We start from the raw sequence: 20,958 nt of genomic DNA, 5'->3' as shown, positions 1-20,958 counted from the left end.
ACTATCTGTTAATTATTATGGAATGATTATTTTACTTTCTCAAGTTCTCGCTGCCGTAGCTCTACTCGACGAATTTTTCCAGATGTTGTTTTTGGTAGCTCTTTAATAAATTCAATTGCACGTGGATATTTGTATGGTGCCGTAAGTTCTTTTACGTGATTTTGTAAATTTTCAATTAAATCTTCCTTTTCTGGATCAACACCCTCCTGCAAAACAACAAATGCCTTTACAATATTTCCCCTTATTTCGTCTGGACTTGCTACTACTGCACATTCCTTGACATCTGGGTGTTTAACAAGTGCATCCTCTACCTCAAATGGACCAATTGTATATCCAGAACTAATTATAATATCATCTCCACGCCCTTCGAACCATAGATAACCGTCCTCATCCATTTTAGCCTTGTCTCCAGTTACGTAGTAGTCACCACGAAATTGCATTGCAGTTCGTTCAGGATCTTTATAATAATTTTTAAACAAAGCAGGCGTTTCTATGTGCACTGCAATATCACCTACTTCTCCAACTTTACATGGAACTCCGTTTCCGTCTATAACTTCTACTCGATTTCCAGGTGTCGGTTTTCCCATCGATCCAGGTTTCAATTCCATATCTTTAGTAATTCCAACTAATAACGTATTTTCCGTTTGACCATACCCATCACGAACAATAATATTAAAATATTTTTTAAACGTTTCAATTACTTCTCTGTTTAACGGTTCACCAGCAGAAACTGCACTGTGTATATTTTTTAATTGATACTGTGACAGATGATCCACCTTGGCCATTAAACGATATTCTGTCGGAGTACAACATAATACATTTACATCATATTTATCAAGAAGACTTAAATAAACTTTTGGATCAAACTTTCCATTATAAACAAAGCCGGTTGCACCTGATCCTAAAACGGAAAGAAACGGACTCCAAATCCACTTTTGCCAGCCAGGTCCAGCAGTTGCCCAAACGATATCATCTTCATGAATGTTAAGCCAATGAGGGGCAGCAGTTCGTAAATGTGCATACCCCCAACCATGAGTATGTACAACCCCTTTTGGATTTCCAGTTGTACCAGATGTATAGGATAAAAACGCCATATTATCTTGAGAAGTATTAGCGATCTCTAAGGAATCGCTAGCACCATCCATTAAGTCCTCTAAATTTAGCCAATTATTTCTTTTCTCTCCAATGATAAATCTTTTTAAAGGTTTTGATTCTTCTACGCCATCTATTTGACCTGCATATGGATAGAAGGATACAACTCCCTTCACATCACCATGTTGAATACGGTATTGCAAATCTTTTGATGTAAGCATTTCAGAACTAGGGATCACGACAATTCCTGTTTTTAATGCTGCAAGATATACCTGGTAAGCTTCTATTAATCTTGGAACGATAATTAAAAGTGTGTCCCCTTCTTGAAGTCCACTTTCCAAGAAAACATTTCCAATTTTATTCACATTTCTCATCAATTCTTTATATGTAATTTCTTTTGTTTCTCCTAAATCATTCTCCCATATTATTGCAATTTTTGATAGGTTAGATGCAAATTTCTCAACTTCTTCAACTATATTGTATTTATTAGGGGCTAGTAAGTCTTCACGTTTCATTTTTATTACCTCCTTCAACTTATTTCTATTATACTAAATAATTTTAAAATTTAAAATAATTAACAAGAAGGAAGTAAATCATAGAAAAGGGAAGCGGTTATCCGCTTCCCTTAGCCATATTATTAAATTAATGTTGTTGGTAACCACCTAGTTGTGATTCTGCCATTGATACAAGACGTTTTGTAATTTCACCACCAACAGAACCGTTAGCACGTGAAGTTGTGTCAGCACCAAGATTTACCCCGAATTCTTGAGCAATTTCGTATTTCATTTGATCTATAGCTTGTTGTGCTCCAGGAGCTACTAATTGATTGTTGTTTGGCATGTGTTTTCACCTCCTTGTGAGTATAGATTGTGCGAAAACACATGCCTTCATTCAAAATATCATTTGGTAATTCTTCCTTAAATATAAATATATTGTTATCCAATATATATTATAGTAAATCAGAAAAACCCTCTTTTCTACTCTCATTTTCAGTTGAAACAATAATGGTTTCAACATTCTCCAAGGCTTCCTTTATAAAAGAATCAAAATCTACATAGGTTTCATAATGCTGTATTTTATCCAATTTAGGGCGCGTTTTTGGTGCTGGAGGAGTAAAAATAGTACAGCAATCCTCATAAGGTAAATTGGATATATCATATGTGTCAATTTTTTGGGCAATATCGATAATTTCTAACTTATCCATTGAAATTAATGGTCGTAATATTGGAGTAGTGGTAACATCATTGATTGCCACCATACTTTCTAATGTTTGACTCGCCACCTGTCCTAAGCTCTCACCTGTTACAATTGCTAAGCCATTATTTATTCTTCTAATCTCGTCAGTAATTCGGAGCATCAATCTTCTAGTTGCCGTCATAGAATACCCTTCCGGAATCTTCTTATGAATAATTTCTTGAATTTTGGTGAATGGAACAATATGCATTTTTACAAATCCATTATAAGCCGCCATTTTTTTCGCAAGGTCTATTGCCTTTTGTTTCGCTCGTTCACTAGTAAAAGGAGGACTATGAAAATGCACCGCTTCAATTTTTACTCCGCGCTTCATTGTTAAGTATCCTGCAACCGGACTGTCGATCCCCCCTGAAAGCATGAGCATGGCTTTCCCAGAAGAACCAACCGGTAATCCTCCAGCACCTTGAATAATTTCACTTGATAAATAAACGCCATCTTTTCGAACATCTACAATTAAATTAATATCAGGCTTTTTTACATCTACTTTCAGCCCTTCAATATTCATTAAAATATGCGAACCAATCGCATGATTAATCTCATTTGTATCATATTCGAAGGTCTTATCTCCTCGACGCGTTGACACTTTAAATGTTGCGCCGTTGTGATAAAGCTGTTGTACGAGCTTTAGACCAATCTCTTTCATTTCATCAATATTCTTATTTGTTCTTACGGCTAAGCTAAAGGATTGGATACCGAATACCTTCGATAATTCTTGCATGATCTGTTTACTGTCTTCCCCATTTAGCAGGATAAACATTCGATCATGTCCGCCTTGAATACTAATATTTTTAAACTCCTTTAAAACCCCACGAATATTTCTTTTTAAATGGGTGATAAAATGGTTTCGGTTTTTACCTTTTGTGGATAATTCTCCATATCTAATTAATATACGATCATATTTCACTTAGTATCCCTCATTACATCATTCAAATTATTTAATATTTTTTCTAATTTGTTCATAAATATGATTGCTTCATCCATTGTATTTTCATAAGATAGACTAATGCGGACTGCACCTTCTGCAATCTTTTCGATTACACCAATAGCTTGTAAGGTTCTACTAATTGATTTTTGTTTTGAAGAGCAGGCACTAGTTGTTGAAACATAAATACTTTCAGCCTCAAGTGCATGGACAATGACTTCTCCCCTCAAACCAATGGCAGAAAAATTAATAATATGTGGAGCAGCATTAACATCTGTATGCACTTGTATATTGGCAATACTACTTAAGTTTGTTATCAAATAATCTCTAATCGCAATCATTTCAGTTACTTTTTGTTTTCTCTTATCTTCTGTTAATCGAAGTGCTTTAGCCATAGTAACAATTCCACCAACATTTTCTGTCCCGCTTCGCACTTTATTTTCTTGATTTCCGCCGGAAAATAAAGGTGAAATTCGAATACCATTTCGAATATATAGAATCCCACTTCCCTTAAGACCATGGAATTTATGAGCTGAAATCGTACAAAAATCGATGTGAGATTGGTGGATATTTAATGGGACCTTTCCAACTCCTTGGACATGATCAACATGAAATAGTATTTTTGGATATTTATTCAGCAATTTTCCAATCTCCTCGATTGGTTGAATAGATCCGATCTCATTATTAACATGCATGATTGAAACAAGAATTGTTTCATCCTTGATTGCCGATTCAAGTTCATTTAACTCTACTAAACCATGTTTATTAACAGGTAAATACGTAATTTCAAACCCTAATTGCTGTAACTGTTCACAAGCTTCATATACCGAAGGATGTTCAATCCTTGTTGTGATAATATGATTACCACGCGAACGATATTGAAGGGCAGTTCCTTTAATGGCTAAATTATTGCCTTCAGTACCGCCGGAAGTAAAGTATATTTCATTTTCTTTCACATGCAGGAGCTCAGAAATCTGTTTTCTTGCTTGTTTGACTAATATCTCTACTTTCCCGCCAAAATTATGAAGTGAAGACGGATTCGCATAGAAATCTTTTGATACCTTTGTAAAAGCATCAATAACTTCATCATACGGCTTCGTCGTTGCACTGTTATCAAAATATATCATGTTTTACACCTTCATAACTTGTCTTTTTAATATTTCAATGATAAATCATAACATATGATAGAAAAATTGAAAATGGAGGAATCTCATTAAACTAAAAATAACCATTTTTTATTGTTAATGGCTTTGTTAAACAAGTTTATTGTTTTTAATAAAATCTGTAGTGTATACGTTCAGCTAGTTTTACTTCGTAAAGAAATCGCTTCACGCATACCCTACAGAGGATTTTATCAACAGTATCCATTAACAAAGCCTTATTAATAAAGAATAAAGACGAATGCATTCTGAACATTCGTCTTATATTTCTTCATGATTTATCATATCTTCAATTGTTTTAAGGGCACCTGGTTCAACTTCTTCCACTGCTGATGCAGCTTCCTCTAATGCTAAACGATAATCATAGCTTCTAAAATACTCTTCAGCCCTTTGAAGACCATCGGCAAGCTTTGTATTTCGAGCCCGATAGCGATTACCGTACTGAATAACTTTTTCAACTAAAACCACTGTTTCAACGAGTTCTACTGTTTTGTTGTATAAAGTGTCTACTGACTCAATCGCCTGTTGTAAATATTCTTGTATAGCTTTAATATTAAGAGGCTTTTCATTCAAAGTCTTAAAGACATTTTGTATATTTTCATGAACCTTTTCCATAAATAATTGATAATCATTTGGAAGACCTGGAATATTACTTTTTGAAACAATTTTTATTGCCTCGCTAGTTTTCTTCCTCAAATCAGCTAATTTTTCACGTGCTTCTATTTCATCTTTACGTAAATTTTGTAAATGTGATGTGAATTCTTGCTGGTCTTGAACTACTTTTTCAATACCCTCTCGAATTTCACTCAAATCAGCACTTAAAATCGTATAAGCTGATTGATCCTCCATTATTTTTGTTTCGAGTGCTTCAAATCGTTTTATAAGTTTTAATAATTGTTTATCAAGACTATTCGGGATTTCCAATTCCCCCTCAGCCAATTGATAACTTTGTCGGACAAATTCTGTTTCGACTCTAATTTGTTCATTTGCAGCTTTTATTTCCCTTAATTGGTTTTGGGTTTCATCACGGTGTTTAAAAATAAAATGTTTCGAAAAGACTTCTTTTTCTAGCAGCTCGTATAAAACATCTATTTTTTCTTTTTGTTCATTTATACCATTTTCAACTTCATGTACTTCCGTATTTTCTAGCAATTCAGTGTATGTATTCAAGGATTTTCTTAAACTCTCTAATTCCTTATCAATTTGTAAATGATCAAGCATAAATCCTTCCTCTATCATTTCTTTAAAACCTTCTTCAATTTCATTTAATTGTGAAGGAAGGATTGTGCTAACCTCTGTCAGTAAATCAGGAATTTTTTCAATTTTTTCTAATAGGGTTTGTCCTTCATCCTTTAGGACAATAACAACTTCTCTTGCTTTTATATAATCACCATTTTCAGTAAGTTCTTCAAAAAGATCGAACTTTGTTGATAAAGCATCCAATTTCGTTTCTAATGTTTGAATAGATTTACCATAAACATGACGCTGTATTAAAAGAGTCTTTTTCATCATTTTGTATTGATTACTAAGTTCCTCTATTTCAACGCGGCTAGCTTCTTCACTGCCAATCAATTCATTTAATTCAGCTAGTATATTTTCAATCTTGGTTTCGACACTTTTTAAAATAGATTCAATCCTTCGATTTGATTCTTTAGCCTTTTTAAAACGATATTTATCAGTAAATTCTTCAGAATCGAAAAGATGATCCTCAACTTCGGGCAGCTCGGTTGCAACGATATCATCCCAAGCTTTTCTCCAGCGTTCAAACATTTCTTCTGTTTCACCGGTCATGTTCAGCTGCTTTACTTTCCCCATCTCATCTGTAACGGGACGATTCATAATATCAATTTTCCACGCTTCTAGCTTATCTATTTCTTTATAATATTTTTTCCTGGTAACAAATCCAAAAACCAGTAAAATAAGTACAATTACGATTGCACCGATGATAAACTCCATCGTAAGCCCCCTGTTCCGTCCATTCCTAATCTATATTTATACGATTTACTTATTTTAGTATGTAGTATTAATGATACCATGTAACGACAATTTGTGACTATTAATTTCAACATTTTTTACAACTTTTACAGCATTATTACCCTTTTTTTCACAAATGCTAAAAAAACAAAATAATTTAGTTATCATTATTATGAACAAAAGCGCAAGCGCCGCAGCTCTAGCGTACGGATTTCGTAGTCTTCGACTGAGATAAAGGAAACACGGTGAGATAGTTCTCGAGCCGATGTTGACTTATCGTAGGGAGGAGACGGAGAAATCCGCTAGCCGACGGCTGCTTGCGCTAGACGTAAACCTCGCTCTTTATAAAGTTATCCACATTGCGAATATTTTAATATTTCATAAACCATAAAAAAGGTTGCACCAAAAGATCTAATTTTACTGATCTTTTGGTGCAACCTTTGTAAATTCACATTATGAAATTATTAATTAATCTCTCTAATTAAGGCTTTCCTGTAGAATTACCATTTTCCCCAGAATTTTTGCCGTCATCATTTTTATCACCAGAGTTATCTCCAGGCTTTTCTTTATTAGGTTTATCTTTATCAGGCTTTTCTTTATCGGGCTTTTCTTCTTGCTTTGGATCATTAACTCCAATTTTCACTCCATTAGAAGGACTTGATTGTTTCCCAGCAATATCTACTGCTACTACATAAAATTCTCCATTTCCCGGAGTAAAAGATAAATTAGTATCAGCTTTAATAGAACCTACTTTTTTACCGCCACTACTAAAGATACGATATCCAATAACATCATTGCTTGCTGATGCCGTCCATGAAATAGTAGTACCTGAGACAGATAGTTTGACTGGAGATGGTGCTTTGCCATCATCACTTATTTTATCTTCTGGTGCAAGAATTTTTTTCCAAAGAGGATTATCTTTTGGAATTATTTGATCGGGATCAATGTTATTGCCTCTTGAAATCTTTTTAACAAAATCAGGATTTAAAATCAATCCAGCCTCCGAAAATTCTGCAGGTGTTGAATCAAGGGCTAAATATTTTTTCCCATTTATTGTTACAAATTTACCTTGAATTAAACTATTGTCTGTTTCAGTTGGTACATATTTTGCATTGAATAAATCAGTTCTTACTAAACCAGCATTAGAGCAGCCTTCAGAAGGCAGCATTCCCGATATCGCACAGAAGGAGCGTTGAACAATCCCGCTTGGCATTTTAAAACGTTCTGTAGGAGCAACTAATTTTGGATCGACATCATAGGCAGAATTGATGAGTTTACTCCAAATTGCATAGTTCCTTTGATCATATCCTGGGACTTGACTACTTGGAGTATCATAGCCGATCCAAGTACCAAACGTGACATTTGGATTAGAACCAATGAGCCATGAGTCTTTATAGTCATTACTCGTTCCTGTTTTCCCAGCCCAATCCGTAGAAAATTTAAGCATGTTTGGAACACTTGCAGCCGTACCATATCTAAATACATCCCTCATCATATCTAACATTAAATAAGAAGTTTGGCGGCTGAATACATTGACTGGCTTTACTTTATGCTTATAAATCGTTTTTCCATCTTTATCCACTATTTTATCGATTAAATACGCATCAATAAATTGACCATCATTCGCAAAGGTTGTATAAGCATTAACATCTTCTTCCACTGTTACTCCTTCAGTTAAACCTCCTAAGGCAGCTGAAAGGATTTCGTAGTCAACAGGTACTAGATCTGAAAATCCCATTTTCGCTAGATATTGTGCAGGCCTTTGATTAACTATTCTCTGATAGACTTTTACGGCTGTTACGTTATGTGATTTCGCTAAAGCTTCTCGTGTTGTTACGAGACCATAATATCTCCCTGAAAAATTAGTTGGCCATGCTCTGCCATTGTTTTTTATCCCAGTATCCGAGTCAGCAATGACGGTTCCGGGTGATGTAACACCCATTTCCATTGCGGGTGCATACACTAGTAATGGTTTCATCGTAGATCCATTCGATCTTCGGGTTTGTGTAGCGTGATTTATCTGTTCTTTTTTAAAGTCTCTACCACCTACAAAGCTTAGAATTTTTCCAGTTTTATTCTCTATTAATATACCGCCTATTTGTACTGGCTCGACAATCGATTCTTCTTCACCAGTTTTTTTATTAATTCTAGTCACCGTTTTATTTGGACCATATCCATTAAATTCATCTTTCACTTTTTGCATTTGATCATACATCTTTTTATTGATCGTTGTATGGATGGAATAGCCATTTTGCCGGATATCACGGTCTGCAAGGGTTATATATTTTTCATATAACTTTTTATTTTTATTTAATTCTTTTTCTTTGTGACCATCTTTTTCTGCTAATATTATGGCCATAACGTTTCTAGCACGATCTTCAATTTCATAAGTTAGCCAAGGGTATTTTTCTCTTGGACTTTTTTGTGGTTTGATAAAATCCTTCACGATATTATATTTTACAGCTTTTTCATATTGCTGCTCTGAAATATAACCGTTTTCATGCATACGGCTAAGGACGAGCTTCATCCGATTAATTCCAGGTTCTAAGCCCTCTTTGCTTTTTAACTTTCCTTCATTCGTAAAAGGTGTGTACATAAAAGGACTTTGCGGTAAACCGGCAATAAAAGCAGATTGAGCTAAGTTTAATTTTTTCGCTGAAACTCCAAAAATACCTTCTGCTGCCGATTCAATACCAGCGATGTTTTGACCGGAAGAATTTCTTCCAAACGTAGAGACATTTAAGTAGGCTTCTAAAATTTCATCCTTCTTAAAAAACTTTTCTAAACGAAGTGCCAATAACACTTCCTTTGCTTTCCGATCAAAAGATACTTCATTTGTTAAGATTTGATTTTTAATAATTTGCTGTGTGAGTGTACTTCCTCCAGTTTGGGTTGAGGAATTAGTCACTTCTTGAAATACAGCACGAAACAGTGCTTTCGGAACAATGCCGTCATGCTCATAAAAATATTTATCCTCGGTAGCAATAAGGGCATCTTTTAAATATTTTGAGACATTAGCAATTTTTACTTCTTCACGCTCTAAATCGGATTTTACCTTTCCTAAATAAACATTATTATCAAAGTAGAGCTGTGAAGTTTCTTCATAATTGTATATATCTTTTTTCATTTTAGTATATGGACGAATTGGTTCGTCTTTTACTAATGCGGCAAAATATCCTGCAGCTACACCTCCTGCAAAGAAGCCGCCTATAACAATCAAGATAAAAAATATTAATATTAAATTCCAAATAACTCCGAAAGTAATTCTTGAATTTTTTTGTAACTTTTCATTTTGAAAAACAAATAATGATTCCTTGAAAATTCCTAATAATCTATTCATTTTTCCACCCATCAAATACCCCCTCAAAATCAAATTCATTATAGCATAAATTGAATATTGAAATACTAAAATCATTATTTTTCTGAAATCATTTGACAATTAATTTTAAATGTGTGTAGAATAGATTAAGTTTAAATAGTGAATGGCTTAGAGAGGAAGAAGTAGTCAAACTATCCCTGTTACTTAGAGAGTCGATGTTCGGTGAAAATCGGCACAAATAGTTTAGATGAATTACGTCCTGGAGCTTTTACTGTGAATAATAATAGTAGCAGTAAACGGAGAACCCGTTATAGAAGTTGAGTGGAGAAAAGTTTTGCTTTTCTCAAGTTGGGTGGTACCACGATGCATAATCGTCCCTTCGTATTTATACGAAGGGACTTTTTTATTTTATTGGATAGGAGTGAATGAAATGAGTTTATTAGAAGATTTACAATGGAGAGGTATTATTTACCAGCAAACCGATGAAGAAGGTATTAAAGAAGTATTAGATAAAGAAAAAATTTCACTATATTGTGGAGTTGATCCAACAGCAGATAGTATGCATATTGGTCACTTACTTCCATTTCTTACATTACGAAGATTTCAACAAGAAGGCCATCGTCCGATTGTCCTTGTTGGTGGAGCGACAGGATTAATTGGCGATCCAAGTGGAAAAAAAGAAGAGAGAAAGCTGCAAACATTAGATACGGTTAACTATAATGTAAGTTGTATTAAGAATCAGCTTGAGCATATTTTCAATTTTGAAGGCGAAAATGGTGCAATCATGGTAAACAACTATGATTGGGATGGTACGATGGATTTAGTTACGTTCTTACGTGATTATGGAAAATACATTGGTGTCAATTATATGTTAGCGAAGGATACGGTTGCTTCAAGACTTGAAACAGGAATATCATTTACTGAATTCACTTATACAATCTTACAAGCTATTGACTTCTATCACCTATATCAAAATCATAATTGTAAAATGCAAATCGGTGGAAGTGATCAGTGGGGAAATATTACAACAGGTTTAGAGCTGATTCGTAAAATGACTTCAGATGGTGCAAAAGCCTTCGGTCTAACGATTCCACTTGTTACTAAAGCAGATGGAACAAAATTTGGAAAAACAGAAAGTGGTGCGATTTGGCTGGATCCAGCTAAAACATCACCATACGAATTCTATCAGTTTTGGATTAACACTGCTGATGCTGATGTAATTAAATATCTTAAATATTTTACATTCCTATCCCGCGAGGAAATTGAAGCACTTGAAAAATCAGTTGAGGAAGAACCGCATCTACGTAAAGCACAGAAAGCATTAGCAGAAGAAATGACTCGCTTAATACATGGAGATGATTCCTTAAAGCAGGCGATTAAAATTACCGACGCCCTTTTCAGCGGCGAGGTAAAGGAATTATCCGCTGACGAAATCAAACAAGGATTTAAAGATGTTCCTTCATTTGATTACAACAATAATAAAGAAATTGGACTTGTTGATTTATTGGTAGAAGCAAAAATTTCTCCTTCGAAACGCCAAGCACGTGAAGATATTCAAAATGGAGCGATCTATATTAACGGGGATCGAAACACAGATGTACAATATATGATTTCCGAACAAGATCGAATCGAAGGTCAGTTTACAATAATTAGAAGAGGGAAAAAGAAATACTTCTTAATTAGATATTAAAATAAAGACGAACCAATCTTGGTTCGTCTTTATTTTTTTTGATCAAAAAAACACTTGCATAATCGCAAGTGTTTTTTGAAAAATTAACGAGAGTAGAACTCAACGATGAATGATTCGTTAATTTCAGCTGGTAATTCAGAACGTTCTGGTAAACGTGTGAATGTACCTTCAAGTTTATCAGCATCAAATGTAAGGAATTCAGGAACGAAGTTATTTACTTCGATCGCTTCTTTGACGATTGATAAGTTACGAGATTTTTCACGAACACCGATTGTTTGACCAGGTGCTACGCGGTATGATGGAATATCAACACGTTTTCCATTAACAAGAATATGACCATGGTTAACAAGCTGACGAGCTTGACGGCGAGTACGAGCTAACCCAAGACGGTATACTAGGTTGTCTAAACGTGATTCAAGAAGAATCATGAAGTTTTCACCATGTTTACCTTTCAATTTTCCAGCTCTCACGAAAGTGTTATGGAATTGGCGCTCATTTACACCATACATGTGACGAAGCTTTTGCTTCTCTTGCAATTGAAGACCATATTCAGAAAGTTTTTTGCGTTGGTTAGGACCATGTTGTCCAGGTGCATAAGGACGTTTTTCTAATTCCTTACCAGTACCACTAAGTGAAATGCCAAGACGACGAGATAATTTCCAACTTGGACCAGTATAACGAGCCATTTAAGACTCCTCCTTTATGTTTTTATTTTGTAAAATAAAAACAGGTGTGAACAAAAATTAAGTGTATGATGTTTTCATGTACCATCGCCCTAGCAGCAGAGGGTTACGCGATACACCTCATTCTAGATATTAGAGGTTAGAAACTTCTAATATGAAATCTAAAATGGGAACAAAATACGATCATAAAGTTGTCCGCAAAGGCTGCATTATTTTACACAAACTTCATTATATGTCCTTAGAAAGATAAAGTCAATAGAATATACCGTACAACAATTATTATATTTTAGTAAATTTTATACAAAAAATGCTAATATATAGTATAATAGTACTATATTCCTAAAATCACATAGGTATAATGTATCAATACTAGTTATTTGCAAACTACTAATGATAGGTGATTACATATGGACATAAGTAAGCTTTCTAACATTATAAATGAAGAAAAAAAATTCAAAGAGTTATTTCGTGTAACCGAAAAGTTCCATTCTTCAATGAATGTAGATATTGTATTAGACGAGATAATAAAAACCCTTAGGAGGGTATTTCCACATTTTGAATATACTTTATTGCTTTCAAATGATACAAACCATGATAAAAATTTACCTATTAAAGAATTTCAATTTGATCTTGCAGATGATGTAATAATGGAATCTTTTGTTACTGGAGAAATTCGCATCGACAAAAATTTTTCTTGCAATCAAACCATTTTATATGCTCCATTATGTGGTAAACAAGGAGTATACGGTATACTTCAAGTAATATCATTTTCTACAGTTATTTTTCAAAACAGTGAAGAGGAGTTCATTAGATTACTAGCGATTACAGCAGGAAGTGCGTTGGAAAATGCCAAATTATACGAACAATCACAACGATTAATAGCGGATTTACAGCTTATTAATGATACTTCACATCGATTAAATTCTTTCTCTAAATTAGATGAGACCTTACAATTTCTTAAAGCCCAAATATTAAAATCCTTTTGTGTCTCTAACATAGGATTTGTTTTGATAAATTATGATGAAATCTCTATTTTGAAAGAAAGCAGCAGTTTCTTCCACTGCACTGCTGGGAAAGCATGTATAGAATTTATCACTGACAATATTCGAAAGAAAAAAGAATCTCTTTATTATAGTAATTTAGGGAATCTTTTGAATGACGAGTCCTTTTCTTATGCTTCTTTAATGGCAGTGCCAATGCTGGAAGGGAATACCTTAAAGGGGTTCTGTGTTGTTTTACATGAACAACCGTATTACTTTACCTTCGATATGTATAAATTGTTCCAATCACTGATCCATCACTCAACATTGGCAGTTACCAATTCCATGCTAAGAGAAGAATTAGAAAAGATGGTTATAACGGATCATTTAACACAGCTTTTCGAAAAAAATTTTCTTAATAATCAAATACAACACTCTATGCAAAAGGATGAGGAAGGTACGTTTATACTTTTAGATATCGATAATTTTAAAGAGGTAAATGATACATATGGCCATCAAATTGGGGATGAAATTCTTATTCAAGTTGCAAAGCTAATTCAACAAAATATTCGTACTACTGACATTGGTGCCCGATGGGGAGGAGAAGAGCTTGCTATTTATCTTCCAGGAGTCTCTTTAAATGTCGGAACACAAGTAGCCAATAGATTATTAGAGGCTGTTTATCTCCATACTAGTCCACAAATCACAGTTTCCTGTGGCGTATCCTATTGGAATAAAAAAAGAAAAGATGATTTTAGGAGTCTCTTTAATCGTGCTGATACAGGTCTTTATCATGCAAAAGAATTAGGAAAAAATCAAGTTGTGGTAAAAGAAGATAATTAACAAATTATTTAGAGCCTCCAATTTTGGAGGCTCTTTGTTATTCTACATCCAGCTCCAGCGCCTAGCCCCTCGAGGTCAAATAACCTTTCACCGAGGAAAGTCGGCATTTGGACTTTCCAAAGGAAGTCAAAGAGCGGACTTCAATGGTGAAAGGTTATTTGCTTGTCGGGGCTGATCAAGGCGCTTACGCATTTGTTATTAGAGGTATTTCTTTAAAATTTCTACAAATTCATTTAATTGAATTTCATCGGTCTCATCAAAACGATTTTTTTCAGGACTATCAATATCAAGAACACCGACTAATGTGTTGTTTTTGATAATAGGAACAACAATTTCTGATTGTGAAGCAGCGTCACAAGCTATATGTCCTGGAAATTCATTCACATCTGCTACCCTTAATGTTTTTCTTTCTTGTATTGCTGTTCCACAAACTCCTTTTCCTAAAGGAATGCGCACACATGCTGGAAGCCCTTGGAATGGACCTAATACAAGCTCTTCCCCATCCATTAAATAAAAACCAACCCAATTGATTCGATCCAAAAATTGGTTTAATAATGCAGAAGCATTACTTAAATTGGCTATTCGATTAGGTTCATCTTCAACTAATGCTTTTAGTTGTTTTTTTAATAAATTGTATTTTTCCTCTTGTGTTCCTTCATATGCTGTCGAATGAAACATCATTATCACCCTAACTCAACAAATATTTACTAAAGTTGTAGATCCTTGTCTTTTTTTAAAGATCTTGTCGATATTTACTTAAAGGGAAACTAAACTAAATCGAGAAATAATTAAAGAGATATTTTTATATGCTTGAATTACTTTTAGCATAAATGATTCTATTAATCAAGCAAAAGAAATTGAAATGAGGGATTTTAGATGAAAGTGAAGGTGTCTACTAAGGAAACGATTATTGAGGCAGCCATTTCATTATTTAATATCCAAGGCTATGATGGAACATCAATTAGAGATATTGCCAAAAAGGCAAAAGTGAATCCTGCAAATATTTCCTATTATTTTGAAGGTAAACAAGGTCTGCTAGAGAAATGTCTCGTTCTTTTTTTTGAGGCTTATCTTACTTATTTAGAGGAAGAAGTAAGTTTATTAGCATACGAGCGACCGGACTATTGTTTAAAGAGAGCAGTTTATAAAATATTATCTTTTCAGAGTAACAACCATTTGCTGTCGAGGTTAGTTTGGAGAGAGGTGTCTCTTGATTCACAGATTGTAAGAGAAATTACTTCATCCTATTTGATGAAGGAAAGATTTTTATACAAAAAATTAATTGAAGCGGCAATTCAAGAAAACACCTATTCTATTAGCGATATCAGCTTTTTGATTATTCAACTAAAAAGTCTTCTCACAATGCCATTTCTAAATGGACAATATTTAAGAGAAGTGTGGAATATTTTCCCTCAAGATCGTTATTTTGTAGAAAAATATTATCAGCATATAGATGATTGGATTGATGCTGGACTACTTCAAAAAACGAAAATGGTAAATATTCCAATTTGAAATCTCTATTGATGTTTCGAAGCATTCTTTCATATTAAAAATAAATCCTTCACGATAAACCTAGTTCCTTTACACTTTTCTAAATAAAACTCAATTATTAGCATACAAAAAGCCCGAATAATTCAAACGGGCTTTTTTGTATATTTTTAATCTTCCATTGTTGATAGATCTCCAGCTGGTAAATTTAATTCCCATGCTTTTAAGACACGACGCATAATTTTACCGCTTCTTGTTTTTGGCAGTTTATCACGAAACTCAATTTCTCTAGGGGCCGCATGTGCTGCAAGACCTTTTTTCACAAACTGACGAATTTCTTCTTTTAGCTCATCTGATTCATTATAACCATCTACTAGAGCAACAAAGGCTTTTATAATCTCACCACGTACAGGATCAGGTTTGCCAATAACTCCTGCCTCAGCGATTGCCGGATGTTCTAATAATTTGCTTTCAACTTCAAATGGTCCTACACGTTCCCCAGAAGTCATGATGACATCATCGACTCGGCCTTGGAACCAAAAATATCCATCCTCATCCATATAGGCGGAATCTCCTGAAACATACCAACCGCCTGGCAAGAAATAGGATTCATATTTTGCTTGATTATTCCAAATCGCATGCATCATAGAAGGCCATCCTTTTTTAATTGCTAAATTCCCCATACGATTCGGCGGTAAAACATTTCCTTGATCATCGACGATGGCCGCTTCAACACCAGGAATCGGTTTCCCCATCGAACCTGGTTTTATCTCCATACAAGGATAGTTACAGATTAAATGTGCACCTGTTTCCGTCATCCACCATGTATCATGGATTCGTTTATTAAATACCTTCATTCCCCAACGGATTACTTCAGGGTTAAGTGGTTCACCTACACTTAAAACATGTCGCAAGGAATCCAAATTAAATTTTTTAATAATCTCATCGCCTGCACCCATTAACATACGAAACGCAGTTGGTGCACTATACCATACAGTTACTCCAAAATCTTCAATGGTTTTATACCAATCTTCCGGCTTGAAACGCCCACCTACAATAACATTAGATGTTCCAGTTAACCAAGGGCCAAACATTCCATAAGAAGTACCTGTAACCCACCCTGGATCTGCTGTACACCAATAAATATCTTCTTCCTGTAGGTCTAACACCCATTTAGCTGTTTGATATTGTTGAATCATCGCATTATGGACATGAAGAACACCCTTTGGTTTCCCAGTCGATCCTGATGTATAATGAAGGATTAAGCCGTCCGTTCTATCTACCCATTCTATTTCTAATTCCTTAGATGCCGTTTTTAAATGCTTTAGAAAGTCTATATATTTGTCACTTTCTTCTATATTTGACCCCACTAAGAAAATTGTTTTCAATGCTGGCAGCTGATCCACAGGAACACGGCTAACAAGCTCAGGTGTAGTCACTAAAACCTTTGCTTCACTATCTTCTAATCTATCCCTAACAGCACCTTCCATAAACGCTTCAAATAGCGGTCCGATGATTGCTCCTACTTTAATAGCTCCGAGGGCTGCCGCGTATAACTCTGGTGAACGCGGCATAAAAATAAACACCCGATCCCCTTTTTCCACATTCCCATGCGATTTAAAAAGATTGCCCGCTCTGTCCGAAAGCTCCTTCATTTCTTTAAATGTATATTTTTCATTTCTTGTTTCATCCCGATAATAAAGGGCTACCTTATTTTTACGGTATGTATTTACATGACGATCAATTGCTTCATAAGCCATATTTACTTTCCCTGTTTCAAACCATGAAAAAGCTTTTTCTGTATCCTTCCAATCAAAGGTACTGTAAGTATCCTCATAACTTTGTAGATTATAATTTCCCTTAATAGGTGATAGCGCTCCCAATTTCATTGCAAATCCCCCTTTTTCAAATATTCACTCTATTATTATAGTATAAAATAAAAGATTTCACAAAAATTTTTATTTTCTCGTAAAACTTTGAAATTAGTTTTTATTGAAATTGACAGAAGCTATTTCCAGACGAATGATAACTAGCTGAGCATTATACTCCCCAGACATTATTTGAACAATAATTAACAAAGCCACTCGATAAATATACAAAAAATTCGATTTATTATTTAGAGAATAACAATCCATCATGTATAATAGCTTTAGAAAATAGTATTAGGGGTGGCAAAATGGAGCATGTGAGAATATATAATGCCATGGAATTAAAGACAACTAAAGGCAATTTAATTATCGAAGGACCTATTCCTTCTGACCAATTATCAAGTCTTGAATTTCACAAAGATTTGATTGCCTTTCGCCCACCTTTACAACAGCATAAAGCATTAGTAGAGATCGCTGATTTACCTGAAGGTAGAATTATTATTGCTAGAGAAAATAATACCATTGTTGGATATGTTACATATTTATATCCAGATCCTCTGGAGCGATGGTCACAAGGAAAGATGGAGAATTTAATAGAGCTCGGTGCAATTGAGGTCATTCCGAAATATAGAGGATGTTCAGTAGGTAAAAGCTTAATAAAAGTCTCTATGATGGACGATGCCATGGAAGATTATATAATCATAACTACGGAATATTATTGGCATTGGGATTTAAAAGGAACAGGCTTAAATGTTTGGGAGTATCGAAAAGTAATGGAAAAAATGATGGGTGCAGGCGGGTTAGAATGGTTTGCAACTGATGATCCCGAAATAAGCTCCCACCCAGCTAATTGTCTGATGGCCAAGATTGGCAAAAGAATTGACAATGATTCTATTCAAAAATTCGACCAATTACGATTTATGAATCGATTTATGTATTAATTTAAAGGTTAGAGATTGGATTGGTAAATTACCTAAAAGGGGTTGGTTTTTGTGGTAATTGAAGAAATTATGAAGACGGATGTGGCCACTTTATATGCGGATGATACAATACATTCTGCCCTTATATTAATGAGAGAAAGAAAAATTCGCCATATCCCCATTATCGATCAAGAACGCCATCTAATTGGACTAGTAACAGAACGCGATATTAAGGATGCATCACCATCACCCTTTTTCGAAAACGAGCATCTAAAAAAAGAACTTGATATTCCACTTAAGGAAATCATGAAAACAGATGTAATATTTGGGCATCCTTTAGATTTTGTTGAAGAAGTAGCAGGCTTATTATACGAACATCGTATTGGATGCCTCCCAATTGTTCTTCATCAAAAAGTAGTGGGCATCATTACTGGTACAGATATTTTGCGAACAATGGTTGAGTTGACAGGTGCGAATCAACCTGGATCCCAAATTGAAATCAAAGTCCCGAATCGAACCGGAATTCTTCATGAAATAACAAGTATTTTTAGTCAATTAAATGTAAATGTCCATAGTGTTCTTGTATACCCTGATAAGAAAGATCAGCATTCAAAAATTCTAGTATTTAGAATCAAAACAATGAATCCGATCCGTGTAATTAAACATCTTGAAGAAAAAGGCCATCAAGTTCTATGGCCAAATATGCCAGGTATGTCATAATGACAAAGGATGCTGTTTTTATTTATTCAGATGAATTACTTTCTTATCGTTTTTCCAAGAACCATCCTTTTAACCAATTTCGTCTAACTCTGACACTTGATTTATTAAAAGAGATTGGGGCAATTAGTAATGATGACATCATTTCTCCTCGTATTGCATCAGATGAAGAACTTCGTTTAATCCACGATCCTGCATATATTGAAGCTGTCAAAAAAGCGGGACTTGGAATGCTAGCGGAAGATATTGCAGAAAACTATGGATTAGGAACGGAAGATACACCCATTTTTACAGGTATGCATGAAGCTAGTGCCCTTTTAGTCGGAGGAACACTTACTGCTGTAGATCATGTAATGACGGATAAGAGTAAACATGCTGTTCATCTTGGCGGCGGGCTTCATCATGGATTTCGAGGGAAAGCATCAGGTTTTTGCATCTATAATGATAGTTCGGTAGCAATCAAATATTTGCAAGAAAAGTATCATGCAAGAGTTCTTTATATTGATACAGATGCACACCATGGTGATGGTGTCCAATGGTCATTTTATGATGATGAATCAGTCTGTACTTATTCAATTCATGAAACAGGAAGATATTTATTTCCAGGTACAGGCAATGTAAATGAATGGGGAAACGGAAAAGGTTATGGCTTTTCGTTTAATATACCTTTAGATGCTTTTACAGAAGATGAATCATGGCTAGAATGCTATAAGGAGTCTGTATGGGAAGTAGCAAATTATTTTAAACCAGATATTATTCTGACTCAAAATGGGGCTGATGCCCATTATTATGACCCGCTCACCCATTTATCTGCGACTATCAATATATACAAAGAAATCCCGAAGATTGCACATGAGCTTGCCCATCAATACTGTGATGGAAAATGGATCGCAGTTGGCGGTGGTGGATATGATATATGGAGGGTTGTACCGAGAGCGTGGTCACACATTTGGTTAGAAATGATTAATTTTCCAAGTGTATCTGGGGAATTGCCTCCTACATGGGTAAACAATTGGAAGTCAAAAGCACCTATTCCAATAGCAACAACATGGGAAGATCCAAATGATATGTATAAACCGATTCCAAGGAAACAAGAGATAACAGAAAAAAACCGAAAAAATCTTGAAAGGGTATTGCATTTCATTCAACAGCAAAAAAACACTACAAAAAAATAGTCCTCTTATCAATGAGGACTATTTTTCTTATTGGCTTTGTTAAAAAATGTTGTTGTTTCTAAAAAAGTCCTGTTGGCTATGCGTTCAAGCTAGTTATACTCCATATATAAATCGCTTCACGCATTTCCTATAGGCAATTGTATCAACAATAATTATTAATAAAACCTTCTTATTTAAATACCTTGATTTCATTAAATGGCCAGAATCGTACTTTTACTTTTCCGATCACCGAATCCATTGGGATTAGACCAAAACTTCTGCTGTCTTTACTTACTAGACGATTATCCCCTAAAACAAATAGATAACCTTTAGGTATTTTCTTTTTCTGAGTGTATTCTTCTAAAGTAAAATCTTCGGTTAACTTTTGCATAGGGGCAATTTCTTTTTTCTTTTCTTTTAAGTAAGGTTCCTGATAAGCCTTACCATTAATGTATAACACATCATTTTTCATTTCAATATGATCTCCAGGTAAACCGATGACTCTTTTTACATAGTGTTCATCTTCATCTGGTGCGTGAAAAACAATTTCATCAAACCGTTTTATATCACTTAACTTGCTAACAATAATTCTATTTCCATCTTGAAGATTTGGCTCCATTGATTGTCCTACAACAATGGATGGAGTAAACACAAAATACCTGCAAACAAAAACGATTATAGCCGCAAGTAAAATAGATTTAATCCAAGAAAAAAGTTCTTTTTTTGAATCTTTCCCCAAAACTACTTCACATCCTTTTGGTCCTCATATACTAAATAATATTATTGTTTAATTTATATCTTATTCCTCATATTTAGCTTATCAGAAATAATGTCATGTATCAATTTTCTTTTATAAAGGTTATCAGTTAAAAATATTATAGGTACAAACTAAAA

At 34.5% G+C, this 20,958-nt stretch carries 16 protein-coding genes and 1 other annotated feature; of the genes, 6 read left to right on the top strand and 10 right to left on the bottom strand.

Going from position 1 to position 20,958, the window contains the following annotated elements; genetic code table 11:
- Positions 1-26: 26 nt before the first annotated feature.
- The 6 genes from mbcS to ACQKP0_RS17495 form a co-directional block, all read right to left on the bottom strand.
- Entirely contained in the window at positions 27-1,607 is a 1,581-nt protein-coding gene (gene mbcS, locus ACQKP0_RS17520; protein WP_427407116.1) for an acyl-CoA synthetase MbcS, read from the bottom strand.
- Positions 1,608-1,734: 127 nt separating this feature from the next.
- Positions 1,735-1,932, bottom strand: coding sequence for a small, acid-soluble spore protein, alpha/beta type (locus ACQKP0_RS17515; RefSeq protein WP_427407115.1), 198 nt, complete (start codon positions 1,930-1,932; stop codon positions 1,735-1,737).
- A 109-nt stretch (positions 1,933-2,041) separates the two neighbouring features.
- Positions 2,042-3,250, bottom strand: coding sequence for a tRNA uracil 4-sulfurtransferase ThiI (thiI, locus tag ACQKP0_RS17510; RefSeq protein WP_427407114.1), 1,209 nt, complete (start codon positions 3,248-3,250; stop codon positions 2,042-2,044).
- Positions 3,247-4,395 carry a cysteine desulfurase family protein gene (locus tag ACQKP0_RS17505; protein ID WP_427407113.1) on the bottom strand — a complete coding sequence of 383 codons (1,149 nt, stop codon included), beginning with the start codon at positions 4,393-4,395 and terminating at the stop codon, positions 3,247-3,249. The genes thiI and ACQKP0_RS17505 overlap by 4 nt, the downstream gene beginning before the upstream one ends.
- Positions 4,396-4,689: 294 nt before the next feature.
- Positions 4,690-6,384 (bottom strand): septation ring formation regulator EzrA, encoded by a 1,695-nt coding sequence (ezrA, locus tag ACQKP0_RS17500; protein ID WP_427407112.1) that lies wholly within the window; start codon positions 6,382-6,384, stop codon positions 4,690-4,692.
- 499 nt (positions 6,385-6,883) lie between these two features.
- The gene (locus ACQKP0_RS17495) at positions 6,884-9,754 is read right to left on the bottom strand and encodes a transglycosylase domain-containing protein (protein WP_427407111.1); all 2,871 of its coding nucleotides are present in this window, start codon (positions 9,752-9,754) and stop codon (positions 6,884-6,886) included.
- Between the two features lie 127 nt (positions 9,755-9,881).
- Positions 9,882-10,103, top strand: a binding site (T-box leader).
- Between the two features lie 48 nt (positions 10,104-10,151).
- Here ACQKP0_RS17495 and tyrS point away from each other — a divergent pair.
- Complete coding sequence (gene tyrS, locus ACQKP0_RS17490; protein WP_427407110.1) at positions 10,152-11,411, top strand: tyrosine--tRNA ligase; 1,260 nt, start codon at positions 10,152-10,154, stop codon at positions 11,409-11,411.
- Positions 11,412-11,494: 83 nt separating this feature from the next.
- On the opposite strand, the gene rpsD is transcribed toward tyrS, so the two are convergent.
- Positions 11,495-12,097: a 30S ribosomal protein S4 gene (gene rpsD, locus ACQKP0_RS17485; RefSeq protein ID WP_427407109.1), complete on the bottom strand. Its 603-nt coding sequence runs from the start codon at positions 12,095-12,097 to the stop codon at positions 11,495-11,497.
- 404 nt (positions 12,098-12,501) lie between these two features.
- Between rpsD and ACQKP0_RS17480 the strand changes: the two genes are divergently transcribed.
- A complete protein-coding gene (locus ACQKP0_RS17480) occupies positions 12,502-13,917 on the top strand; it encodes a sensor domain-containing diguanylate cyclase (RefSeq protein ID WP_427407108.1) in 1,416 nt (471 codons plus the stop codon).
- Positions 13,918-14,115: 198 nt separating this feature from the next.
- Here the strand turns inward: ACQKP0_RS17480 and ACQKP0_RS17475 are convergent, their stop codons facing one another.
- The gene (locus tag ACQKP0_RS17475; RefSeq protein ID WP_427407107.1) at positions 14,116-14,595 is read right to left on the bottom strand and encodes a GAF domain-containing protein; all 480 of its coding nucleotides are present in this window, start codon (positions 14,593-14,595) and stop codon (positions 14,116-14,118) included.
- A gap of 198 nt (positions 14,596-14,793) precedes the next feature.
- Here ACQKP0_RS17475 and refZ point away from each other — a divergent pair, with 198 nt between their 5' ends.
- The gene (refZ, locus tag ACQKP0_RS17470) at positions 14,794-15,429 is read left to right on the top strand and encodes a forespore capture DNA-binding protein RefZ (protein ID WP_427407106.1); all 636 of its coding nucleotides are present in this window, start codon (positions 14,794-14,796) and stop codon (positions 15,427-15,429) included.
- Positions 15,430-15,575: 146 nt separating this feature from the next.
- On the opposite strand, the gene acsA is transcribed toward refZ, so the two are convergent.
- A complete protein-coding gene (acsA, locus tag ACQKP0_RS17465) occupies positions 15,576-17,294 on the bottom strand; it encodes an acetate--CoA ligase (protein WP_427407105.1) in 1,719 nt (572 codons plus the stop codon).
- A 287-nt stretch (positions 17,295-17,581) separates the two neighbouring features.
- Between acsA and ACQKP0_RS17460 the strand changes: the two genes are divergently transcribed.
- From ACQKP0_RS17460 to ACQKP0_RS17450, 3 genes are read left to right on the top strand one after another with little or no spacing between them, the layout of a single operon-like run.
- Positions 17,582-18,214 (top strand): GNAT family N-acetyltransferase, encoded by a 633-nt coding sequence (locus ACQKP0_RS17460; RefSeq protein WP_427407104.1) that lies wholly within the window; start codon positions 17,582-17,584, stop codon positions 18,212-18,214.
- Positions 18,215-18,265: 51 nt separating this feature from the next.
- Complete coding sequence (locus ACQKP0_RS17455; protein ID WP_427407103.1) at positions 18,266-18,913, top strand: acetoin utilization AcuB family protein; 648 nt, start codon at positions 18,266-18,268, stop codon at positions 18,911-18,913.
- Positions 18,913-20,085: an acetoin utilization protein AcuC gene (locus ACQKP0_RS17450; protein WP_427407102.1), complete on the top strand. Its 1,173-nt coding sequence runs from the start codon at positions 18,913-18,915 to the stop codon at positions 20,083-20,085. The genes ACQKP0_RS17455 and ACQKP0_RS17450 overlap by 1 nt, the downstream gene beginning before the upstream one ends.
- Before the next feature lie 169 nt (positions 20,086-20,254).
- Here ACQKP0_RS17450 and lepB read toward each other — a convergent pair whose 3' ends face one another.
- On the bottom strand, positions 20,255-20,803 hold the full coding sequence (gene lepB / locus ACQKP0_RS17445) for a signal peptidase I (protein ID WP_427407101.1): 549 nt from the start codon (positions 20,801-20,803) through the stop codon (positions 20,255-20,257).
- Positions 20,804-20,958: the final 155 nt, after the last annotated feature.

The organism is Heyndrickxia sp. NPDC080065, assembly GCF_050281185.1.
Classification (GTDB): Bacteria; Bacillota; Bacilli; order Bacillales; family Bacillaceae_C; genus Heyndrickxia.
This window is presented reverse-complemented; position numbering and strand designations above follow the sequence as displayed.

Bases quoted from the DNA above. Each gene is read 5' to 3' on its own strand.
- mbcS (WP_427407116.1), bottom strand. From the start codon at position 1,607: ATGAAACGTGAAGACTTACTAGCCCCTAATAAATACAATATAGTTGAA.
- ACQKP0_RS17515 (WP_427407115.1), bottom strand. From the start codon at position 1,932: ATGCCAAACAACAATCAATTAGTAGCTCCTGGAGCACAACAAGCTATA.
- ACQKP0_RS17505 (WP_427407113.1), bottom strand. From the start codon at position 4,395: ATGATATATTTTGATAACAGTGCAACGACGAAGCCGTATGATGAAGTT.
- ezrA (WP_427407112.1), bottom strand. From the start codon at position 6,384: ATGGAGTTTATCATCGGTGCAATCGTAATTGTACTTATTTTACTGGTT.
- ACQKP0_RS17495 (WP_427407111.1), bottom strand. From the start codon at position 9,754: ATGGGTGGAAAAATGAATAGATTATTAGGAATTTTCAAGGAATCATTA.
- tyrS (WP_427407110.1), top strand. From the start codon at position 10,152: ATGAGTTTATTAGAAGATTTACAATGGAGAGGTATTATTTACCAGCAA.
- rpsD (WP_427407109.1), bottom strand. From the start codon at position 12,097: ATGGCTCGTTATACTGGTCCAAGTTGGAAATTATCTCGTCGTCTTGGC.
- ACQKP0_RS17480 (WP_427407108.1), top strand. From the start codon at position 12,502: ATGGACATAAGTAAGCTTTCTAACATTATAAATGAAGAAAAAAAATTC.
- ACQKP0_RS17475 (WP_427407107.1), bottom strand. From the start codon at position 14,595: ATGTTTCATTCGACAGCATATGAAGGAACACAAGAGGAAAAATACAAT.
- refZ (WP_427407106.1), top strand. From the start codon at position 14,794: ATGAAAGTGAAGGTGTCTACTAAGGAAACGATTATTGAGGCAGCCATT.
- acsA (WP_427407105.1), bottom strand. From the start codon at position 17,294: ATGAAATTGGGAGCGCTATCACCTATTAAGGGAAATTATAATCTACAA.
- ACQKP0_RS17460 (WP_427407104.1), top strand. From the start codon at position 17,582: ATGGAGCATGTGAGAATATATAATGCCATGGAATTAAAGACAACTAAA.
- ACQKP0_RS17450 (WP_427407102.1), top strand. From the start codon at position 18,913: ATGACAAAGGATGCTGTTTTTATTTATTCAGATGAATTACTTTCTTAT.